Consider the following 17889-nt stretch of genomic DNA (forward strand, 5'->3'; position numbering starts at 1 on the left):
TTGGGCATCGTCACGCACATGTCCACGATTGAACCCGACAATCGCATCTCGACTTATGCGCCGACGTCACCGACGACGACGTTCTCGATCGGATTCGATCTCTACAATATTCAGGATGTGGCGGTCTATCACAACGGCGCTCGCAGGTACGACTTCGGCGTTCTCGCCGACTTCATCGCCGGCAAATCGACCAACGGCCGCGTCGTCTTTTCCTCCGGGATCACCGGCGCCGTGTCCGTCCTCGGCTATCGCCTTCCTCGGCGTCAATCGCGCTTTCAGGACGGCGCTCCCCTCCCGACTCGCGATCAGAACCTTGCCCTCGATGTGCTCACCGCGCAGATGCAAGAGATGCATCGTGACATTGAGCGGGCGCTGCTCAACAGCCTTGAAGGCTCGCAGCTCAGCATCGAGGAACTGATCGATACGGTGGAGATCGTTGCCACCCTTCGGTCAGCAGCGTTCCGTGATGCCAACACCTTTGCAACCTCCGCCCAGGGCGCGCGCGCTGATACCGCTTTGCAGCCCGGCGCCTCTCTCGCCCCGGTCAAGCCCCAGAGCTTCAGCCTCGCGGTTGGCGAAGACACCGTGACCATTGCCGGTGGCTATGGTGAGGGCGGGATTTTTGAGGTCATCCTGAATGGTTCGGTAATGGAAGAAGGCTCGGATTGGACCGCCACAGACGGCGTGCACGTGTCCCTCACCAGTCCCATCACTGCATTTGACGCGATGTCGACCACGAACACCGCGCGTCTTCTTGTGCGTGTCGCCCAGGTCTACGGCACGGCTTCAGACATTTTCGACGGAGGAACTGTGTGATGGTGACTCCGTCTCGGAAAACATCGTCTGCCGGATCGCTGCGTGATGAGCTCGCGACCGAGCGTGCCAAACTTTCAGGCATTGCCGCGCAGGCCACGAAGAACGCGACCGACGCGCAGCTCCGCGACCGGTCGACGCATACGGGTACCCAGCCGGCCGACACCATTACGGACGGCACGACGAATAAGGCCTATACCGCGACGGAACGGGCAAAGCTTGCCGGCATCGCAACCGGCGCGACCGCAAACGATACCGACGCGAACCTGAAGAACCGCGCCAATCACACCGGCACCCAGCCGGCTGATACCATCGTTGATGGGACCGTGAACAAGGTTTACACGGCAACCGAGAAGACCAAGCTCGGCGCGCTTCCCGACAATGCGACGCTGCAAACGTCGATCGGCAACCGGATCGCGGCCACTGAGAAGGGCGCCATCAATGGCGTTGCGACGCTTGGTGGGGACGGCAAGGTTCCGGCGATCCAGCTTCCGTCCTACGTTGACGACGTTCTGGAATATGCGAACTTCGCAGCATTCCCGGCAACCGGCGAGAGCGGCAAGATCTACGTCGCGCAGGACACGAACAAGACCTATCGCTGGTCGGGCTCGGCCTATCCGGAGATCAGCGCATCGCCGGGCTCGACGGATGCCGTCACGGAAGGCGCGTCGAACCTGTACTTCACGGCGCAGCGGGTTCGCGACACTTTGCTTGCCGGCGTTTCGTTCGCGACCAATGCAGTCATCGCAGCCAGCGACAGTTTTATCGTCATGGCCGGGAAGCTTCAGGCGCAGATCTCGAACCGGCTTCAGTTCGACGCTGTCCAGACGCTGACCACAGGGCAGAAGACGCAGGGTCAGACGAACCTCGGCGTTGACCCGACGACGCTTGATGCTCGCTATAACCGGCTGTCTCAGGTCATCGCGGATAGCCAGCTGCCTGCTCGCCTGAAAGCCGGGCTTGCAGGAATTGTCGCAGACTGCAACCTTTTCCGTGAGACAGGGTGGGCGTTTGCGACCAACACTGCGTTGAACCTGCCGAACGCAAACACGCATGCATGGCTGCGGTATCAAGGCGACGGTGGAAATGGATACCAGTGGGCGAAAGAAGTATTCACTGAGCGTAGTTACCGGCGTAGGTGGTTTGGTGACACATGGGGTGCTTGGGAGCGTGTGTACGAGGGCGAGACCGAGCTTGATGCCCGCTACAAGACAAACCTTGAAGTACAGGGTTTCGTTGGTGCACGGCAAGGCGCACCCGGCGTAAACGGATATGCAAGCCTCGTTGCTGGCGGACCTGACAATACTGGCTTTCTTGAGTTTAACCAGAAGAATGGCAGTCGCACAGGCTACATCGGGTACGCTAACGCAGCCTTCAAGCGCATGGGGTTCACCGCCGAAAATGGCTACGAGTGGGAGTTTACTGGCTCCGTCTACCATAACCAGCGGCCCTACTATAACGGTCAGCCTCTCGCCACACTTGCAGAAGCAACGGCGGGTGACGGGGGTATTGCAGGGGTCTCGTCGTGGGGTGGCCGCACAGGCACCGTGACGCCTCAGAGTGGGGACTATACGTCCGCCCAGATTAGCCACTCTGGCAGCACCCTTGCAGATGCTCTTGCGGCATTGAACGGGAACAAACAACAGGCTCTCTCGCAGCTTCAGAATATTGAGCTTGGTGTAGGGCTATCCGGTGACAGAGACTCTTTCATCGACTTCCACAGCTACGGTGCCCCAAACGCTGCGGACTTCGCGGCCCGTATCGACCGCGAGCCGGGGGTCAACGGGAATTTCACCTTCGCCCAGACCGGCACAGGCAGCATCTCGTTCCTTGGTGGCAACGGCATGTTCTACAACGGCGTGGCTATCGCGACCGTCAACTACGTCACCAGTGCCATCAATGCCGTTATCGCAGCCGCCCCCGGCGCGCTCGACACGCTCGACGAACTCGCCGCCGCTCTTGGCGATGATCCCAATTTCCGCACCACGATCCTGAACGCCATCGCGGCGAAGGAAGCGGCATTCGACACTCTTGACGGAGGGACCGTGTAATGGTCACCAAACCATCGCGATATCAGACGCGGCGCACCAACACTCCCGGCAAGGTGTTCTCGGCGAGCGAACTGCTTGATTACGAGCTCGGCTTGAACGTGCCCGATCGCAAGCTGTTCTCGAAGGATCTGAACGGGAACGTGTTTCAGGTCGCCGGCGCAGCGGGACGAAACCCCGGAGATTATGTCAAATACGAAGATCTTGGTGACGGGCTTCAGGCGCTCGGCATCAAGACCGGCGGTCGCCTCTGGGTGAAGCACGATACTGACACCACAGGCGACTTCACTACGTTCTGGGTGACGCGAAACCCGCCTGCCGGTGGCACTTATGCTCAGGTGAATAGCGCCATTCGCGCGCAGACGAAAGTTGACTTCAAAACGGATGCCTTCGAATGGGGCATCACCAGTACCCTTGAAGTGAATGCCGCAGGCGGCGGCGAGCATTGCGCCGGCTATTTCCGCGCTCAGAAAAACGCCGATGGCACAGCCTGGGCGATCTGCCTTGAAAACCGCGACTTCGTGCCCCAGCCCCAGAGCGGTACGGTGGCTGCTGAGATCGGTCTTTTCGTCAAAGGCAAGGACGATCTTGGCCGACGCATCGGCATCCACCTTTCCCTGAATTCGGCCGATAACGCCGATGGGGAAAACGTAGTCGGTTCCGCGCTCGTCATCGGCGGGCCATCTGCAAAGGTGCAGGTTACTCGGATGATCCGGCTTCAGGGCGCCGGGTTCGTCGGCATCGACTTCACCGAGATGGACACGAACTATTCCAATATCGGCATCAACATGAAGACGGAGCAGGTCATCCAGTGGAAGGATAGCTTGGACGGAACAACCCGCGGCGGACTTCGGTGGACCTCTGCGCTCGGTGGGAACTGGCAGTGGAGTGGCATCGCGACTACCCCGTCTGCTGGTGCCATCGTTGAATACGAAACTGTCATCATCAACGGCAACTTGCGCAAACGCGCGCTCTACGCGGTGTGAAAATGAACGAAGAATTTGAGAAGAAAGCTCAGGAAACCTTGCAACGAAAGATCGGCAAGCTGTTCATGGACCTGTCATTGGTTGAAACCCAGGCGGCATTTCTGAACAGCCAGTTGGAACTGGCAACCAGCGCTGAGCCGAAGCGATCCAAGGCGAAAACGCAGAGAACGCCTTAATCCTCAGTGCTGCTGAGGTGTCTCCTCATCCTGCAAGATCTCGATAATCCCTGGAAGCGCCGGGTCAAGAGCGAGTGAGCCAGTCGGGTCGGTCATGATCGCTGTTATGGCTGTCATGGGTTGCTGGCTCTGCTTGATCGGAAGGCCATCAGCTTTGATATAGCTATGCGGTAAGGCCCATGCGCGGTGACCGCTCTTGTTCTTCATTAGGATCGGCATTTGCTTTGTTCCGTTGCTGGTGGGCTTCGTAGCATGCTAAGCCCGACAGCTCAATGAACCGGCCTTGCACGCCAGAGCCTTGATCTCATGCAATCGCTGTGCTTGTGGTGTCGTTCTGCAAAAGGACGATCAAATGATTGCTGTGACCGATGACCGCATAATGGTGGCTGTAACATTCCATTATCGGCATGACCGCCTCGAACACCTCTACCAGACCATCCGCTCGATCGCGCATTATCCTGTGCAGGAGGTAACCTTTCACATTTACACGAACTCAGCGGACGCATCCCAGCATCAGGCAATCCATGAGCTACTATCAGAACTGACGGAGGTGTTCCCTGGCGCGGGTAACACCTCAAGAACTATCGAGATCCATACTGTCGAGGGGCTGGATAACCCGCAGCATCTGACGTGGGCGCACAAGCCACTCATCCGGGAATTTATCGGAAGCTGCTACACGCACTTTATCTACACCGAAGACGATCATGAAATTACATATGCGAATTTTCTGTATTTCAGGACGTATCGAAACATCCTCGCGCCCCACGGCCTTTACCCTGGGTTCCAGCGCATCGAGCTAAACAAATCCGATATGGTTTTGCACTCGACTGATCAGGTCGGCCCGAGCCGGGTAATACCTCGCGCAAAAATCGATATGGGAGAATTCATATTCATGACGATGGACAACCCCTACTACGGGTTCTTCATCCTTGATCAGCATCTAGCCGGCGAATACGTCACCAATCGCGCATTTGATATGGAAAGCAGCAAGGAGAGCTTTGGTTGGGAGGTCTGCGAGAGATCTGCAATGGCTCTTACGTTCGAAAACGTGCCGGATGGCTTCTGGGTTCGCCCGGTCGTGCCAGTGACTAAGGGCCATCGCATTGCATCGGTAGCCTGCGTGCGCCATCTCCCCAACAACTACGCGAATAATCCCTCAAGCCCTCTTGGCAGCATGAGGATGTCGGACGTCATCAAAGACTGAAGGCTTAAAAGGCCCAGGTGATCCGCTCGCGAACAACGCGGGCGGGCGTACCGGCAATGATGCAATTCGCAGGGAATTCTTTCGAGACGTAGGAACCCTTGCCAACGACACTGTCGTTTCCGACCTTGGCTCCGGGCCATAGCGTAGCGTCTGCAGAGACCCAAACGTGATCACCGACGATGATGTCGTCAGCAGGGTTCAGTCGCTCACCGGTATCCAGATCGAGGATCTTGTGAACGTGGCTGCTGCTGAAAGAGGTGTTGCCTGCTATGAGGCAATCCCGGCCAAGCTGGATGGTGGCGCTCTCGTGCATGTGCAGGTGGCTCGTTCCGTTGAAGGCGCAGCCGTCCCCGAGCGTGATCCTCCCCGGCACAAACAATCGGATGTGCTGGCCGCTTAGTAGGCAGCGCGAGCCGACCTCGACCGTGCCGCCGCCATTCACCTCAATGTAGATGTCGGAGCAAGTGAACGGCCGGCCAAACACCACCCGATTTCCCTTGCCATTGACAACGACGTTCCCGGGGAAGTCGCGCAGGACATCTTCAGCGATCAGTATCTCGTTCTCGCCTGGGAACTGCTCGATGATGTTCATTACGTCGGTCTCCGGTTTCAGCCCGACCTACCACCCACCATTGCGTAACTCAACAGGTTCCCTGTGCTTTGCGCCCTGACCTCCTGACGCCGATTATCCGACCATCGAAACGAGGCGATGGCGATGAACGAATTCGAACGGTCACTGGCGAAGGTGCTGGTTCATGAGGGCGGGTACGTGCATGACCCCCGCGACCCGGGCGGTGAGACGAACCAGGGCGTGACGAAAAAGGTCTATGACGACTATCGCCGCAACCTCGGCGCCAAGACCCAGAGCATCAAGCTCATGACCAACGGTGAGCGCGACTCCATCTATCGCATGCGGTACTGGTCGCTCATCAAGGGCGACAGCCTGCCGGCCGGCGTTGGCTATGTGGTGTTCGACGGGGCGGTGAACTCCGGCGTCAAGCAGTCCGGCATGTGGCTGCAGCGCGCTCTCGGCATGACAGGCGCGGCCGTGGATGGGGTAATCGGCCCCGGCACGCTCGCGGCGCTCCGCGGCATCAACGATCATGACGCCCTGATTGCACGCATCCTCGATCGCCGCATGACCTTCCTCAAGAACCTGAAGATCTGGAAGACTTATCGAAAGGGGTGGACGAGCCGCGTCAATGACGTGCGCGCCATTGGTCAGGCGTGGGCATCCGGTTCGGTCGGTCCTGAGATCACCTTCATCGACAAGGCCAACGTCAAAGCTCGCATCGAGGACGCCAAGACAGCGCCGACCAAGGGCATCGCGGACGCGGCAACAGGTGGCGGCGTCGGCTCCGGTGCCCTGGCGGCCACCCTGCAGCAGGTGCAGGACCAGCTCGCACCCTTCAGCGCCGGCAGCGCGCTTATCGGCCACGTCGTCGCCGGGTTGGTGATCGCCACCGGTGTGCTGACCATCGGCGGCGTCGCGTATCGCTGGTACGCCACCCGCAAGAAGGCCGAGCTGGCCGACGCGCTCGACAAGGTGCCGGTATGATCGCCCCGCTGGATTGGTTCAAGCTTGGCGTCGGCGCGATCGTCGGCGCCGCACTGGTATCCGGCCCGGCCTATCTCTACGGCAAATCGGCCGGCCGGCAGCAGGCCGCCGTCGTCGCGCTTGAAAACTCCGTCGTCATCCTGCGCAAGAGGAACGAAATCGATGCTGAAATCTCTCGCTCTGATGCTTCTGAGCTGTGCCGCTCTCTCTTCGTGCCAGACACAGAAGAGCACCGCGAATGCGTGCGACGGGTGGCAGAAGCTGACACCGACGCTGGAAACGGCAGTCAAGATCGTGGTGGACGATAGGCCGTTCGCCAATCAGGTCGCGGCGCACAACGCGCTCGGCATCCGTCAGAAATGCTGGAAGTGACGGCCGGCCGGATGCACTACTTGGGTTGAACGAACAACCCCTGATGAACGTTAAGGGTTGAGACTTCAATGAGCGATGCGGGAAACACGTCCATGACTTGGGACTGGGTCAAAGGGAATATCCCCACCATCATCGCGATCGGCGGCCTGTTCTGGTACACGGCCCAGGACAACGCCAAAATCAAGGCCCAGCTCGACGAGGGCGAGCGGTACCGCGCGACCCGCAGCACCCAGACCGACAAGAACTTTGCCGACGTCAACTCCGCCTTGAAGAACATGAGCGATCTGCCCTATCGAATGGGCGCGCAGGAGGGGAAGACCCAGGCGCTGAACGATCGCGTGGACCGTCTCGCCGACGCCATCCTCGGTTCGCAGGAGGCGATCAGGAAGGACATCGCCGGCCTCTCCACCAAGGTCGAGGTGCTGGGATCCAAGATCGACACGTTCTCCGAAAAGCCTCAGCCCGGCAGCCTCCGCCCGAAATAAGAACGCGTTCCCAGAGATATCCGGGAACGCACTTTTCGTGAGGAACGCCTGCATATAATCCCAACGCTTAGGCAGAGATTCCTAATCTGTAGGCCACTGGTTCGAGTCCAGTCGGGATCACCAGCAGCTGTCATAAAGGCGCCGCACTCCCAGCCATTCTGGTCTCTCTACCCCCGCTCAACAGTGGCTTCGCTAATGAGGAATGATATGCATATCGGTGAAATAACTGCGGCGAATGTGAATGAAGCTCGGATAGTTGCTTTTATCACCTTCGCTTTTCGCAGAAATCGCCTCCAGTATCTATTTGAAGTCTTAAAAGCTTTGGGCGAATATAAGGTAGCGGAGCTTGAAGCTGTCGTCATAACAGACTCGGAATCACCAGATGACCACGCCGAGATCTACAGACTTTGCAGGCATGTATTCGGACGTGGAAAAACCCTGAGGGTTTTAAGAGAAGAAACGAAAGATAATCCATTCGAACTAACGTGGAGCCACAAGCCACACCTAAAAGAAGCATACTTGGACAATAAGCGCGGATTTACCCATTTCATCTATCTAGAAGATGATATGCGTCTTACTTTTTCAAATTTCTGCTATTTTGTGCATTATGAGAACGATCTTTCAGAGCACGGCCTGATCCCGAGCTTCATGCGGTACGAATATAACCATACCGTAAACGATATCTGCCTCAGTGATCATCAAGGCCCGGTCGATCTATCAAACAGACCGTTTGTGACCGTTGATAACTTGAAGTTTATATGCACAGATTATCCATATATCGCGTTTTTCATCATGACGCGCCGTCATATGGGCGAATATATCGAGAGCAATTCGTTCGACATGGAAAGAAGCACTCAGACGCACCCATGGTGGATAGCGGAGCGTGCTGCCATGGGACTTACTTGGGAAAATGTCCCATCAGGATTTACGTCGAGATATGCGATAGCTATTCAGGATGGAAAGCCTCTTCCTGAATGTTATGTGCATCACACTCCAAATAATTACACAAACGATTACGGAGAACAAAGGAAGAGTTTAGCCAAGCTCTCGCCTGATCAGGCTTTGCTTAATCGAGGCTAATGATTCTCAGCTTCCTGAAGGAAACTCTCGATGTCCGAAGAGAGAATTTTCGGGATGAAATGATTAACCTTCTCATCCGGCCAGTCCCACCAGCGGAGCTTGAGGAGACGCTCTGATATATGATCAGGGAAGCGTTGACGCTTGACAGCGGCAGGGTTTCCTACCGCGATACTATATGGAGGTATGTCTTTCGTCACGACTGCATGAGCCCCGATAACCGCTCCATCACCAATCTTCACGCCGTCGCCGATAAAGACGCCGTGGCCTATCCAGACATCGCTTCCTATTTCTACGCCTCCTCGACTGATATGATCACTCACGTCCTCGGGTACGTTAGGCCATAGATTTCTATAGACGACAAAAGGGAAAATACTTGTAAAATCTGGGCGATGGTAAGCTAGCGCGATGGTTACCGCATGCCCAATTGCTGTATAGCTGCCAATTTTAAGTTTCTGGTGACCAGTACTGTAGATAAGCGGCTTGCCATAGGTGTGCCTTCCTATGGACCATCCAAGATTATCGACTTCGTGGCGGAATTGTTCTCGCGTCGAGTGAGGATCATTAACACTGACAGGCTCATAGGCTTGATCGAGGCATAAAATTAACCCGTCATTAGGCGCGATAAGATGTCCTCCCTCGAGTTTGATGACACCGGGCTGCTCTGAACGATTTTCAAATACAACGCTGACGACACCAGACTGCGTGTGAAACTTCAGGCCGTCGTCTCCAAATGACCATGTCGCCTCATTCACATGAGAGTAACCTCGAAATGAGCCATCTTCATTTAGCATGAAGAAGTGCGCAGATTGCGGGTTACCCTTGTGGTAAAACTTAAGGACGGTCGAAAGAATCTCTTCACGACTCGGATAATGAGGGTCCATTTAAACAATCGCCTGAGTTCGAACGCAGATATTCTACCAATTTGACTTTGAGCTAATTTTCCGAAGCACTCCCAGGCCATGGCAGCCCGCATGTCTCCCATGGATCAACGCGAGTGCCTCGGTCTACTCTAAGCCCAAGCTCTGGGATTGGTAGATTGTAAATGTAATCCTGCGGGGTTCTGACGTAATTTTGACAAAATCTCTCAAAGGCAGATAAATTGGAGAATGTCGAGCGGCTGAGGCCGACATATAATTTGGCCATCTTGCTGATCTCGAAATCGATCAGCGATGCATCAAGAGGCGACATCGTTTCATAAGTGCCTGCTGGCATAAAATCGGTTTTCCAGAAGAGTTCGATCCCGGTTTGCGAAAGAACCGCCTCATTGATCGCGCTCTTCGGCTCTGGCGCGTACCTTTCGTCGCAAAACACGTAGACTTTCCCCACGTCCGGGAGAGACCGTTTGATCTTGGAGCAAATCTCAACGGGGTGTAGGTAGTTTTGTTCAGGGCGAACAAGAACTGGATCAAGGTTATATCTGCAATATGAGGCCCAATCGCCTTCGATGCGGAACTGGACCATTGTCGTGATATCATTCTTGTAAATGATTTCACTGCAGAGCGATTGGAACAGTGCTGAACTTTTGACCCTTGGTACCAGAGATCTACAGAAATCCGAGATGATATCCGTCGCAGCAGTCTCTTCCTTCTCAGCGATCGAGCCAAGATGAGCCGCACCGAGGTGAAAATGGTTCCACCCGCCTCGCTCGATGCGATCCGCATATTCGACCGCGGGGATCGGCACGATACCGACACCCCAGCGATTGAGAAACTCAACGAATATCTCTGTCCAGAACACGTCGCCAAATGCGTGGAACGTCGATTTGGATTCATCCTGATCCCGGCTGTAAATCCTCGGCAGATAGATGAACCGATCCGCCGGATCCGGCATCCTGGACGCATTGATGACGAGGCCGAGAAGAGCAAGCTTCTGGTTGCTGATGCCGCCGTCATTGTAGTCGAAGCCTAGACCGACCCTTGTCACGACAGGAGTGGACGCGGGCAGATCTGTCACACCTTGGATCTCTGTCCCAAGAGGTCGTTCAGGTTTCCAAAATCGACCAAAAATGCCTCGTCCCATGACGTTCCTCCGTTGACGTTCTCGCCACGCACTTCCTCGTAGGATTGCCCCTTCAAGGTCGCAATGAAGTAGAAGAAGGTATCCGGCATCGTCGCAGGTGCGAGATTGATGATGCGCGCCGTGGAAGGGGCGAACATGATATTGGTCATGCCGGCACCCATGACGCCCATGACGCAGGATGCATTTTTGAACTTGCGGACCTGCTCCGTGAGATTCAGCTTTCCGGGATGCAGGATTTCAAAGCCGTGTTCCGTGACGAGACGGTGAATGTCCGCCTCATTGCCGATATTGCGCGGCGCGCCGGCACGGCTGACGAAGATCTTGCGAGGCGCCTCGCCGTCCACCGCATCCCGGATCCTGTCGATCGCCTCGAAAACGAGCGGCGACATGTAGGAGCCGTGCAACGTCATCCCGCTGACGACGATCAACTCCTTGAAAAAGCTCACGCTGTTGGCCTTCAGCGGAAAGCGCGGCGTCGATTTGATCGTATCGACGATGCCGAGAGAGTCGGAGATAACCGTGTTCATTCCAGTGCCGACATCCGGAATGGCGACGCCCGACACATGGGTCAGCTTTCTTGCCAATTCGAGCTTTGGCAAAATTTCCACCATCCAGTGCCCGTAATTCGCCTCTCCCCGCTTTCTCAGAAGCAGACAGGACGTATCGATCACGGGAATATCGGTGGCCGACGCGATGTCGCGAAGGGCCCTCTCCTGCTCCTCGGGCGCATGCTGCGTGATCGTCTGGCTGATCACCTTGCCATCGCTGTTGAACACGAGCCCTTCGGCCGTCACGTGGACATCGAAGACCTTATCGACCGAAATCGTCCGCGCGCCATGATGGTTCGAGTACCAGCCAGGCCGCATGGCGTCGTGGATCGACTTCGGGATGAGATCGAGACCGGAGACGACCGGAGGCGGCGCAAGAAATGCAGGAGATTCAATCACGCCCAAATGCACGTGATGCATGCTGCGTATATCGACGGCTTCAACCATTACGAATGACACTGCTCCGATGGCACGCTTGATGGGACACTGTTTCGAACGCGCTTGCCAGAGGGCATATGCATTTTTCAGACCAAGTGACGACTAATATTACCTTACATGTGCTTTGCTGCCTCTAACATGATCCGTGCAGCCTTTCGACTGATTTTTCCGGTCTCCGAATCTTCTGGAGCCGCAATGTACGGTTAAGCCTTGTTCCGGATTTTTTCCGCTTGTACGACGTTGACGCTTGAACATTGAGGTCGACGTAAGCCGAATGACGAAGTCAGAACACCACCACATCACCATCCTCGGTTCCACCGGTTCCATCGGCTGCAGCACGCTCGACGTGGTGGCGCAGCTTGGGGGGCGGGAGCGGTTCGTGGTGGAGGCTTTGACGGGGAACGGGAACATCGGGCTTCTCTGCGAGCAGGCGAAGGCCGTCGGCGCGCGGCTGGCGGTGACGGCGGATGAGGGGCGGTATCTGGAGCTGAAATCGGCGCTGGCCGGCACCGGCATCGCGGTGGCCGCGGGGCCGAGCGGGCTGCAGGAAGCGGCCGCGCGCGCGGCGGAATGGGTCATGGCAGCGATTGTCGGCACGGCCGGCCTCGCCCCCACGCTGACCGCCGCCCGGCGCGGCGCCGATATTGCGCTCGCCAACAAGGAATGCCTGGTGTCCGCAGGCGCGCTCTTCGTGCGCGCGGTGGCCGAGGGCGGCGGGCGGCTCATCCCGGTCGACAGCGAGCATTCCGCGATCTTCCAGGCGCTGGAGGACGACCAGCGCCACGCGCTGGAGCGCATCATCCTGACGGCGTCCGGCGGGCCGTTCCGCACATGGTCGCGCGAGGCGATGGCCGGCGTCACCGCCGAGATCGCCCGGGCGCATCCCAACTGGTCGATGGGCCTGAAGATCTCCATTGGCAGCGCCTCCATGTTCAACAAGGCGCTGGAGATGATCGAGGCCAAGCACCTCTTCGACGTGGCGCCCGAGCAGATCGAGGTGATCGTCCACCCGCAGTCGATCGTCCATTCCATGGTCGGTTATACCGACGGCTCCGTGCTCGCGCAGCTCGGCGCGCCGGATATGCGCACGGCGATCGGCTACGCTTTGACCTATCCTGCGCGCCCGGCGCTCAATGTCGAACGGCTGGATTTCGCAAAGCTCGCACGGCTCGATTTCGAAGCGCCCGACGAGGTCCGCTTCCCCGCGCTGCGGCTCGCACGCACTGCCTTGACGCGCGGCGGTCTGCAGGGTGCCGCCATGAACGCCGCTGAGGAAACCGCCTTCGAGGCGTTCATCGGCGGGCGCATCGGCTTTCTCGACATGGCCGATATCGCCGAGACGGTGATGGAGCGGATGATCGACTGGCCGGCAGCCGGTGATATGGACGACGTCTTTGCCGGCGATGCCGCGGCCCGCCGCTTCGCTACCGAAGCGATCGGCGCACGCGCGGCGGCCTGACTCAGCGAAGGATCAGCGCCGTTGCATAGAGCCCAAGGCCGAAGGCGACGTGGGCTGCAAGGTTCAGCGCCCGCACCCGGTTCGGGTTGGGCAGCCGCGAGGCGGCAACGCCGAGGCCGAGCCCCGGCTGCAGCAGGAACCAGCCTGCCGCGACGGTGACGATGCCCCAGACCAGCGCCGGGATCAGCGTCGGCGCGGCAAACCAGTCGAGACCGACAAAAAACGCAAGCATGATCCCGTAGACGATGCCGACGGCATAATGGCCGATCCAGCCGAGCGCGTTCTCATTGGCAAAGGGCGCGGCATCGCTGATGGATTCATGGAACAGCTGACCCCGGCCGGCATGGTAGAACCACCGCCCGACAGGCGCCCAGTTGGCTTTCGGCTGGCCGAAGGCGACAGCGAGCAGAATGGCCCAGAGATCCATGGCGAGCGTCGCGCCCACCCCGATCACCAGCCCGCGCCAGATCAGTTCCATCATCATCAGGCTTGTCCCCTCGCCGTTCCCCTCGATCTCCCGTGTTCTAGATCAGAATGCGAGGGCTGCGAAGCGGAATATGCGGCGCCGCGTCAGGCGACGGCGCGGGCCAGCGCGCAGCGCGACCACAACTGGTGCAGCGCGCCCACCAGATGGTCGATATCGCCATCCGAATGCAGCGGCGTCGGGGTGATGCGCAGGCGCTCGGTCTTCTTCGGCACGGTCGGGTAGTTGATTGGCTGGACGTAGATGCCGCAATTGTCGAGCAGCAGATCCGAGATCCACTTGCACTTCGCCGCATCGCCCACGATCACCGGCACGATGTGGCTCGGATTGGGCAAGTGCGGAATACCGTTGCGGTCGAGAAGCGACCGCAGGCGGCGCACGCGCTCCTGATGGGCAAAGCGCTCGACCTGGCTTTCCTTCAGGTGACGAATCGAGGCCAGCGCGCCTGCGGCCAGCGCCGGCGGCAGCGCGGTGGTGAAGATGAAACCCGAGGCAAACGAGCGGATATAGTCGCAGAGGGCGGCAGACGCCGCGATATAGCCGCCCATCACGCCAAACGCCTTGCCGAGCGTTCCCTCGATCACCGTCAGCCGGTGCATCAGGCCTTCGCGCTCGGCAATGCCGCCGCCGCGCGGGCCGTACATGCCGACGGCATGCACCTCGTCGAGATAGGTCATCGCGCCGTAGCGCTCTGCCACGTCGCAGATCTCCTTGATCGGCGCGATATCGCCGTCCATCGAATAGACCGATTCGAACGCGACGAGCTTGGGCGCCGCCGGATCGGCCGCTGCCAGCTTCGCCTCGAGATCGGCCACCGAATTGTGCTTGAAGATCACCCGCTCGCATTTGGCGTGGCGGATGCCCTCGATCATGGAGGCGTGGTTCCCGGCATCGGAAAAGACGATGATGCCGGGAATGCGCGAACAGAGCGTTCCCAGAGCTGCCCAGTTGGACACGTAGCCTGAGGTAAACAGCAGCGCGGATTCCTTGCCGTGGAGATCGGCAAGCTCCTGCTCCAGAAGAACATGATAGTGTGTCGTGCCCGAGATGTTCCGGGTGCCTCCCGCACCCGCGCCACAGTGGTCGATCGCCTGCTTCATCGCGTCGATCACCTTAGGGTGCTGGCCCATGCCCAGATAGTCGTTGGAGCACCAGACGGTGACGTCCTTGACGCCATCCGCCGTATGCCGGCGGGCCTTGGGAAACTGTCCACGCTGGCGTTCCAGATCGGCGAAGACGCGATAACGGCCTTCCTCGTGAAGACCGTCCAGTTCCGACCTGAAGAATTGCTCGAAGTTCATGCGTGTCTCCAGACCCTTGGCGTCTTTTTAAGTGAACCATCCCGGTGGCCGGCCGGCACGCGCCCTCATGGCTTGCGCGGCATCGGGCCCATTGTTTTGAATGGTTCCAGATTATCCTGAAGATTTCATTCCACCCTCCTCCGGATCAAGTCAAGACCGGGGCCGAAAACAGACCTGTGACACGATATCGCGACCCTCCAACGTTAAAACGCCGGCAGGGCTCAAAGTCGTCTTCAGCTTTTGTTCATCATAACTGTCGTCCATTCCGTTAGGGACGTTTTTTATGGCTCCGGATTGGACTTTCGGAAGGTCGCATTTAACTTCTCGCATTAAGGTTCGGGAAAAGGCAGGCGTCTGCTGTTTCAAGGCACAGCAGGGGCCTGACGGCTGACGTCAGGTCCCATCAGGAGAGATCACTATGAAGAAAGCCATTGTGCTGGCGGTTCTCGCCATGACGGTTGCGAGCTGCAGCCAGACGGAAAAGGGCGCCGGCATCGGCGCCGTCTCGGGCGCGGTCATCGGCGGCGCCGTCACCGGCAATGTTCGCGGCGCGGCCGTGGGTGCGGCCATCGGCGGCGTCTCCGGCGCGGTCATCGGCAATGTCTCGGAACAGCCGGGCCAGTGCTACTACCGCGATCGCAACGGCAGCCGTTATATCGACGATTGCCCGCGCTGATTGCGTCGGAAAGGCTCTTTTGCCGAAGGGCATGACATCGGGAAGCCCCGCTTCGGCGGGGCTTCTGTTTCTGTAACGTCACACTAACGACTGTTTCTGACGTCACGAGGCGCCGGAGACTTCATACGTCTCACGAGGATGTGTAGTGTCGCGGAACATCGCAAACGTGCAAACGTTGAAAGAGTCGGCATCGCTTTCCGTGGGCGATCGCTACAGGACTGTCAGTCGACACGGGATGCGGAATCGAATGCGTTTGCCGACTGTCAGTCCCGCGTATCGTAAAGCCGGCCTTGCCTTGAGCGTCGCCGCCCTGGCCCTTTGTGGCCCAGCCTCCGTGCAGGATGCCGCAGCGTTCAAGCTGTTCGGCATCAACTTTTTCGGTAAGGACAAAGACGAGGAGACCGCCGAGGTCATCGATCCCGTCACCTATACCGTGACCCTGAACGAGGGCACGGATGACGACGAGCTGAAGAGTGCGCTTTCCGGCAGTTCGCGCCTGGTTCAGGACAGGGACAAGCCCGTTTCCGGCAATCTCGGCCTCGCCATCAAGGCCCGCGACGACCGCGACAGGCTGCTGGCAGCGCTTTACGAAAAGGCCCGCTACGGCGGCACCGTGCAGGTCATGGTCGCCGGCAAGCCGATCGAAAGCCTGCCGCCGGACCCGGTCTTTCCGGCCGGAGCGCCTGTGCCGGTCACCATCACGGTCGATCCCGGTCCCGTTTTCACCTTTGGCAATATTCTTCTGGAAAGCGATGCAGGCGGGCGTGACGCGAAGGCCTACGATCTCCAGCCGGGCAACCGCGCCGACTCGACCCTGATCATCAAGGCCGGCGAGAAGATCGTCGAAGACCTGAAGAAGGACGGGCGGCCGCTCGCCACCCTGAAGGGACGCACCGCCGTCGCCGATCACAAGACCAACACTGTGGATGTCACGATCGGTGCCGAAGGCGGCCCGGTCGCGCCCTTCGGTCCTGTGGCCATCAAGGGTGCGCGCACGGTCAATCCCGATTTCGTCGCCAACTATTCGCGCCTCAACACCGGCCGGCAATATTCGCCGGAGGAAATGCGCAAGGCTTCCGAACGCCTGCGCCAGCTCGGCGTTTTCTCCAGCATCACCATCCGCGAGGCCGAGCAGCTGGCACCGGATGGCTCGCTGCCGCTGACCATCGAGGTGTCCGAAGGCAAGCACCGCTACTTCGGCGCGGGCGCCAAGTTCTCCTCGACGGATGGCTTCGGCGTTCAGGGGTATTGGGGACACCGCAACCTTTTCGGCGAGGCGGAATCGCTGCGCATCGAAGGCTCGATCGACCGGTTGGGCGAGACCAAGGAGATCACCGATCTCGACTATACCGCCGGTATCCTCTTCACCAAGCCCGGCGTCTTCGATCCCTACTCAACCCTGACCGCCAGCGTGAAAGCATCGCTGATGGATCCGGATGCCTACAAGGCGCAGGTGGTGACCGGCGCAGTCGGCCTCGCCTATGAGCTGACGGAGGCCGACACGGTGTCGATCGGCGCGGAACTCGCCTGGAACAACATCGAGGATGCGTTCGGCGAGCGCCGCTATCTCACGCCCTCGATCCCGCTCGATTACGTCCGCGATGCCCGCGACGACAAGCTCAACCCAACCGAAGGCTATCGTGCGACATTGAGCGTCAAGCCAAGCTACGACATTTACGGCGAGACGTTCTTCTCGACGTTCGAAGGCTCGGCCACCGGCTATCTCGGCTTTGGCGAAGACAACAAATATGTGCTGGCCGGGCGCCTCGGCGCGGGCGTCATCGCGGCCGATGGCGGGCTCGACGATATTCCCGCGACACGACGCTTCTTTCTGGGTGGCGGCGGCACAGTGCGCGGCTTCTCCTACCAGGAAATCAGCCCGCGCAATGCGGACGACGATCTTCTCGGCGGCCGCTCCTACGTCAATGCCAATGTCGAGGCCCGCATCGGCGTCACGAAGACGATCAGCGTCGTGCCCTTCATCGATGCCGCCACCGTCTCGGCAAAGACCGTCCCGGATTTCTCCGACGTCAAGATCGGCGCCGGCATCGGCGTGCGCTACCTGACGGCGGTCGGCCCCATACGCGTGGATTTTGCCGTGCCGCTGAGCCCCTATGACGGGGGAACGCGCTACGGCATCTATGCCGGGATCGGCCAGACGTTCTGAGCAGCCAGTGGCGGCTGTCTCACGGCAAACTGCCGTTTCAATGACATGATCGCAACCTACGGGTTGCCAATATGA

18 protein-coding genes are annotated in these 17889 nt (G+C 58.8%); 12 read left to right on the forward strand and 6 right to left on the reverse strand.

Annotated elements, in window-relative coordinates; all coding sequences use genetic code 11:
• The 5 genes from G8E10_RS09620 (at position 1) to G8E10_RS09640 (ending at position 5227) form a co-directional block, all read left to right on the forward strand.
• Positions 1-816: a hypothetical protein gene (locus G8E10_RS09620; protein ID WP_167128316.1), complete on the forward strand. Its 816-nt coding sequence runs from the start codon at positions 1-3 to the stop codon at positions 814-816.
• Entirely contained in the window at positions 816-2864 is a 2049-nt protein-coding gene (locus G8E10_RS25905; RefSeq protein ID WP_281517493.1) for a hypothetical protein, read from the forward strand. The genes G8E10_RS09620 and G8E10_RS25905 overlap by 1 nt, the downstream gene beginning before the upstream one ends.
• Positions 2864-3847, forward strand: a complete 984-nt coding sequence (locus tag G8E10_RS09630) for a hypothetical protein (protein ID WP_167128318.1) — start codon at positions 2864-2866, stop codon at positions 3845-3847. Before G8E10_RS25905 ends, G8E10_RS09630 begins: the two co-directional genes overlap by 1 nt.
• Positions 3848-3849: 2 nt before the next feature.
• Positions 3850-4023: a hypothetical protein gene (locus tag G8E10_RS09635; protein WP_167128321.1), complete on the forward strand. Its 174-nt coding sequence runs from the start codon at positions 3850-3852 to the stop codon at positions 4021-4023.
• 352 nt (positions 4024-4375) lie between these two features.
• Complete coding sequence (locus tag G8E10_RS09640; RefSeq protein ID WP_167128324.1) at positions 4376-5227, forward strand: hypothetical protein; 852 nt, start codon at positions 4376-4378, stop codon at positions 5225-5227.
• 4 nt (positions 5228-5231) lie between these two features.
• On the opposite strand, the gene G8E10_RS09645 is transcribed toward G8E10_RS09640, so the two are convergent.
• Positions 5232-5819 (reverse strand): acyltransferase, encoded by a 588-nt coding sequence (locus tag G8E10_RS09645; protein WP_167128327.1) that lies wholly within the window; start codon positions 5817-5819, stop codon positions 5232-5234.
• 123 nt (positions 5820-5942) lie between these two features.
• Between G8E10_RS09645 and G8E10_RS09650 the strand changes: the two genes are divergently transcribed.
• The 4 genes from G8E10_RS09650 to G8E10_RS09665 all read left to right on the forward strand — a co-directional run bounded on the left by G8E10_RS09650 (position 5943) and on the right by G8E10_RS09665 (position 8722).
• Positions 5943-6785, forward strand: a complete 843-nt coding sequence (locus G8E10_RS09650; protein ID WP_281517494.1) for a glycoside hydrolase family 108 protein — start codon at positions 5943-5945, stop codon at positions 6783-6785.
• Positions 6782-7093 (forward strand): hypothetical protein, encoded by a 312-nt coding sequence (locus G8E10_RS09655; protein WP_281517495.1) that lies wholly within the window; start codon positions 6782-6784, stop codon positions 7091-7093. The genes G8E10_RS09650 and G8E10_RS09655 overlap by 4 nt, the downstream gene beginning before the upstream one ends.
• Before the next feature lie 156 nt (positions 7094-7249).
• Positions 7250-7642 (forward strand): hypothetical protein, encoded by a 393-nt coding sequence (locus tag G8E10_RS09660; protein WP_167128334.1) that lies wholly within the window; start codon positions 7250-7252, stop codon positions 7640-7642.
• Between the two features lie 207 nt (positions 7643-7849).
• On the forward strand, positions 7850-8722 hold the full coding sequence (locus G8E10_RS09665; protein WP_167128341.1) for a hypothetical protein: 873 nt from the start codon (positions 7850-7852) through the stop codon (positions 8720-8722).
• Here G8E10_RS09665 and G8E10_RS09670 read toward each other — a convergent pair.
• The 3 genes from G8E10_RS09670 to G8E10_RS09680 are packed head-to-tail and all read right to left on the reverse strand — an operon-like array spanning position 8719 to position 11688.
• Positions 8719-9603 (reverse strand): CatB-related O-acetyltransferase, encoded by an 885-nt coding sequence (locus G8E10_RS09670; protein WP_281517497.1) that lies wholly within the window; start codon positions 9601-9603, stop codon positions 8719-8721. The genes G8E10_RS09665 and G8E10_RS09670 overlap by 4 nt on opposite strands.
• Before the next feature lie 52 nt (positions 9604-9655).
• On the reverse strand, positions 9656-10675 hold the full coding sequence (locus tag G8E10_RS09675) for an O-fucosyltransferase family protein (protein ID WP_167128343.1): 1020 nt from the start codon (positions 10673-10675) through the stop codon (positions 9656-9658).
• Complete coding sequence (locus G8E10_RS09680; protein WP_167128346.1) at positions 10672-11688, reverse strand: glycosyltransferase 61 family protein; 1017 nt, start codon at positions 11686-11688, stop codon at positions 10672-10674. The genes G8E10_RS09675 and G8E10_RS09680 overlap by 4 nt, the downstream gene beginning before the upstream one ends.
• A 313-nt stretch (positions 11689-12001) precedes the next feature.
• Here G8E10_RS09680 and dxr point away from each other — a divergent pair, with 313 nt between their 5' ends.
• Complete coding sequence (gene dxr, locus G8E10_RS09685) at positions 12002-13186, forward strand: 1-deoxy-D-xylulose-5-phosphate reductoisomerase (RefSeq protein ID WP_167128349.1); 1185 nt, start codon at positions 12002-12004, stop codon at positions 13184-13186.
• A gap of 1 nt (position 13187) precedes the next feature.
• Here dxr and G8E10_RS09690 read toward each other — a convergent pair whose 3' ends face one another.
• On the reverse strand, positions 13188-13667 hold the full coding sequence (locus G8E10_RS09690) for a DUF2938 domain-containing protein (protein ID WP_167128821.1): 480 nt from the start codon (positions 13665-13667) through the stop codon (positions 13188-13190).
• Between the two features lie 89 nt (positions 13668-13756).
• The gene (gene hemA, locus G8E10_RS09695) at positions 13757-14971 is read right to left on the reverse strand and encodes a 5-aminolevulinate synthase (RefSeq protein WP_132448658.1); all 1215 of its coding nucleotides are present in this window, start codon (positions 14969-14971) and stop codon (positions 13757-13759) included.
• A gap of 418 nt (positions 14972-15389) precedes the next feature.
• Here hemA and G8E10_RS09700 point away from each other — a divergent pair, with 418 nt between their 5' ends.
• Both G8E10_RS09700 and G8E10_RS09705 read left to right on the forward strand, forming a co-directional pair.
• The gene (locus G8E10_RS09700; RefSeq protein WP_110729940.1) at positions 15390-15647 is read left to right on the forward strand and encodes a YMGG-like glycine zipper-containing protein; all 258 of its coding nucleotides are present in this window, start codon (positions 15390-15392) and stop codon (positions 15645-15647) included.
• Positions 15648-15894: 247 nt separating this feature from the next.
• Positions 15895-17814, forward strand: coding sequence for an autotransporter assembly complex protein TamA (locus G8E10_RS09705; RefSeq protein ID WP_167128352.1), 1920 nt, complete (start codon positions 15895-15897; stop codon positions 17812-17814).
• The last annotated feature ends 75 nt before the right edge of the window (positions 17815-17889 follow it).

It is taken from the genome of Ferranicluibacter rubi (assembly GCF_011603255.1).
GTDB classification, from domain to species: Bacteria; Pseudomonadota; Alphaproteobacteria; order Rhizobiales; family Rhizobiaceae; genus Ferranicluibacter; species Ferranicluibacter rubi.

Coding starts and splice junctions, on each gene's coding strand:
- G8E10_RS09635 (WP_167128321.1), top strand. CDS start 3,850: ATGAACGAAGAATTTGAGAAGAAAGCTCAGGAAACCTTGCAACGAAAG.
- G8E10_RS09660 (WP_167128334.1), top strand. CDS start 7,250: ATGACTTGGGACTGGGTCAAAGGGAATATCCCCACCATCATCGCGATC.
- G8E10_RS09650 (WP_281517494.1), top strand. CDS start 5,943: ATGAACGAATTCGAACGGTCACTGGCGAAGGTGCTGGTTCATGAGGGC.
- G8E10_RS09705 (WP_167128352.1), top strand. CDS start 15,895: ATGCGTTTGCCGACTGTCAGTCCCGCGTATCGTAAAGCCGGCCTTGCC.
- G8E10_RS09655 (WP_281517495.1), top strand. CDS start 6,782: ATGATCGCCCCGCTGGATTGGTTCAAGCTTGGCGTCGGCGCGATCGTC.
- G8E10_RS09645 (WP_167128327.1), bottom strand. CDS start 5,819: ATGAACATCATCGAGCAGTTCCCAGGCGAGAACGAGATACTGATCGCT.
- G8E10_RS09630 (WP_167128318.1), top strand. CDS start 2,864: ATGGTCACCAAACCATCGCGATATCAGACGCGGCGCACCAACACTCCC.
- G8E10_RS09700 (WP_110729940.1), top strand. CDS start 15,390: ATGAAGAAAGCCATTGTGCTGGCGGTTCTCGCCATGACGGTTGCGAGC.
- G8E10_RS09670 (WP_281517497.1), bottom strand. CDS start 9,603: ATGGACCCTCATTATCCGAGTCGTGAAGAGATTCTTTCGACCGTCCTT.
- dxr (WP_167128349.1), top strand. CDS start 12,002: ATGACGAAGTCAGAACACCACCACATCACCATCCTCGGTTCCACCGGT.
- hemA (WP_132448658.1), bottom strand. CDS start 14,971: ATGAACTTCGAGCAATTCTTCAGGTCGGAACTGGACGGTCTTCACGAG.
- G8E10_RS09640 (WP_167128324.1), top strand. CDS start 4,376: ATGATTGCTGTGACCGATGACCGCATAATGGTGGCTGTAACATTCCAT.
- G8E10_RS25905 (WP_281517493.1), top strand. CDS start 816: ATGGTGACTCCGTCTCGGAAAACATCGTCTGCCGGATCGCTGCGTGAT.
- G8E10_RS09665 (WP_167128341.1), top strand. CDS start 7,850: ATGCATATCGGTGAAATAACTGCGGCGAATGTGAATGAAGCTCGGATA.
- G8E10_RS09690 (WP_167128821.1), bottom strand. CDS start 13,667: ATGATGGAACTGATCTGGCGCGGGCTGGTGATCGGGGTGGGCGCGACG.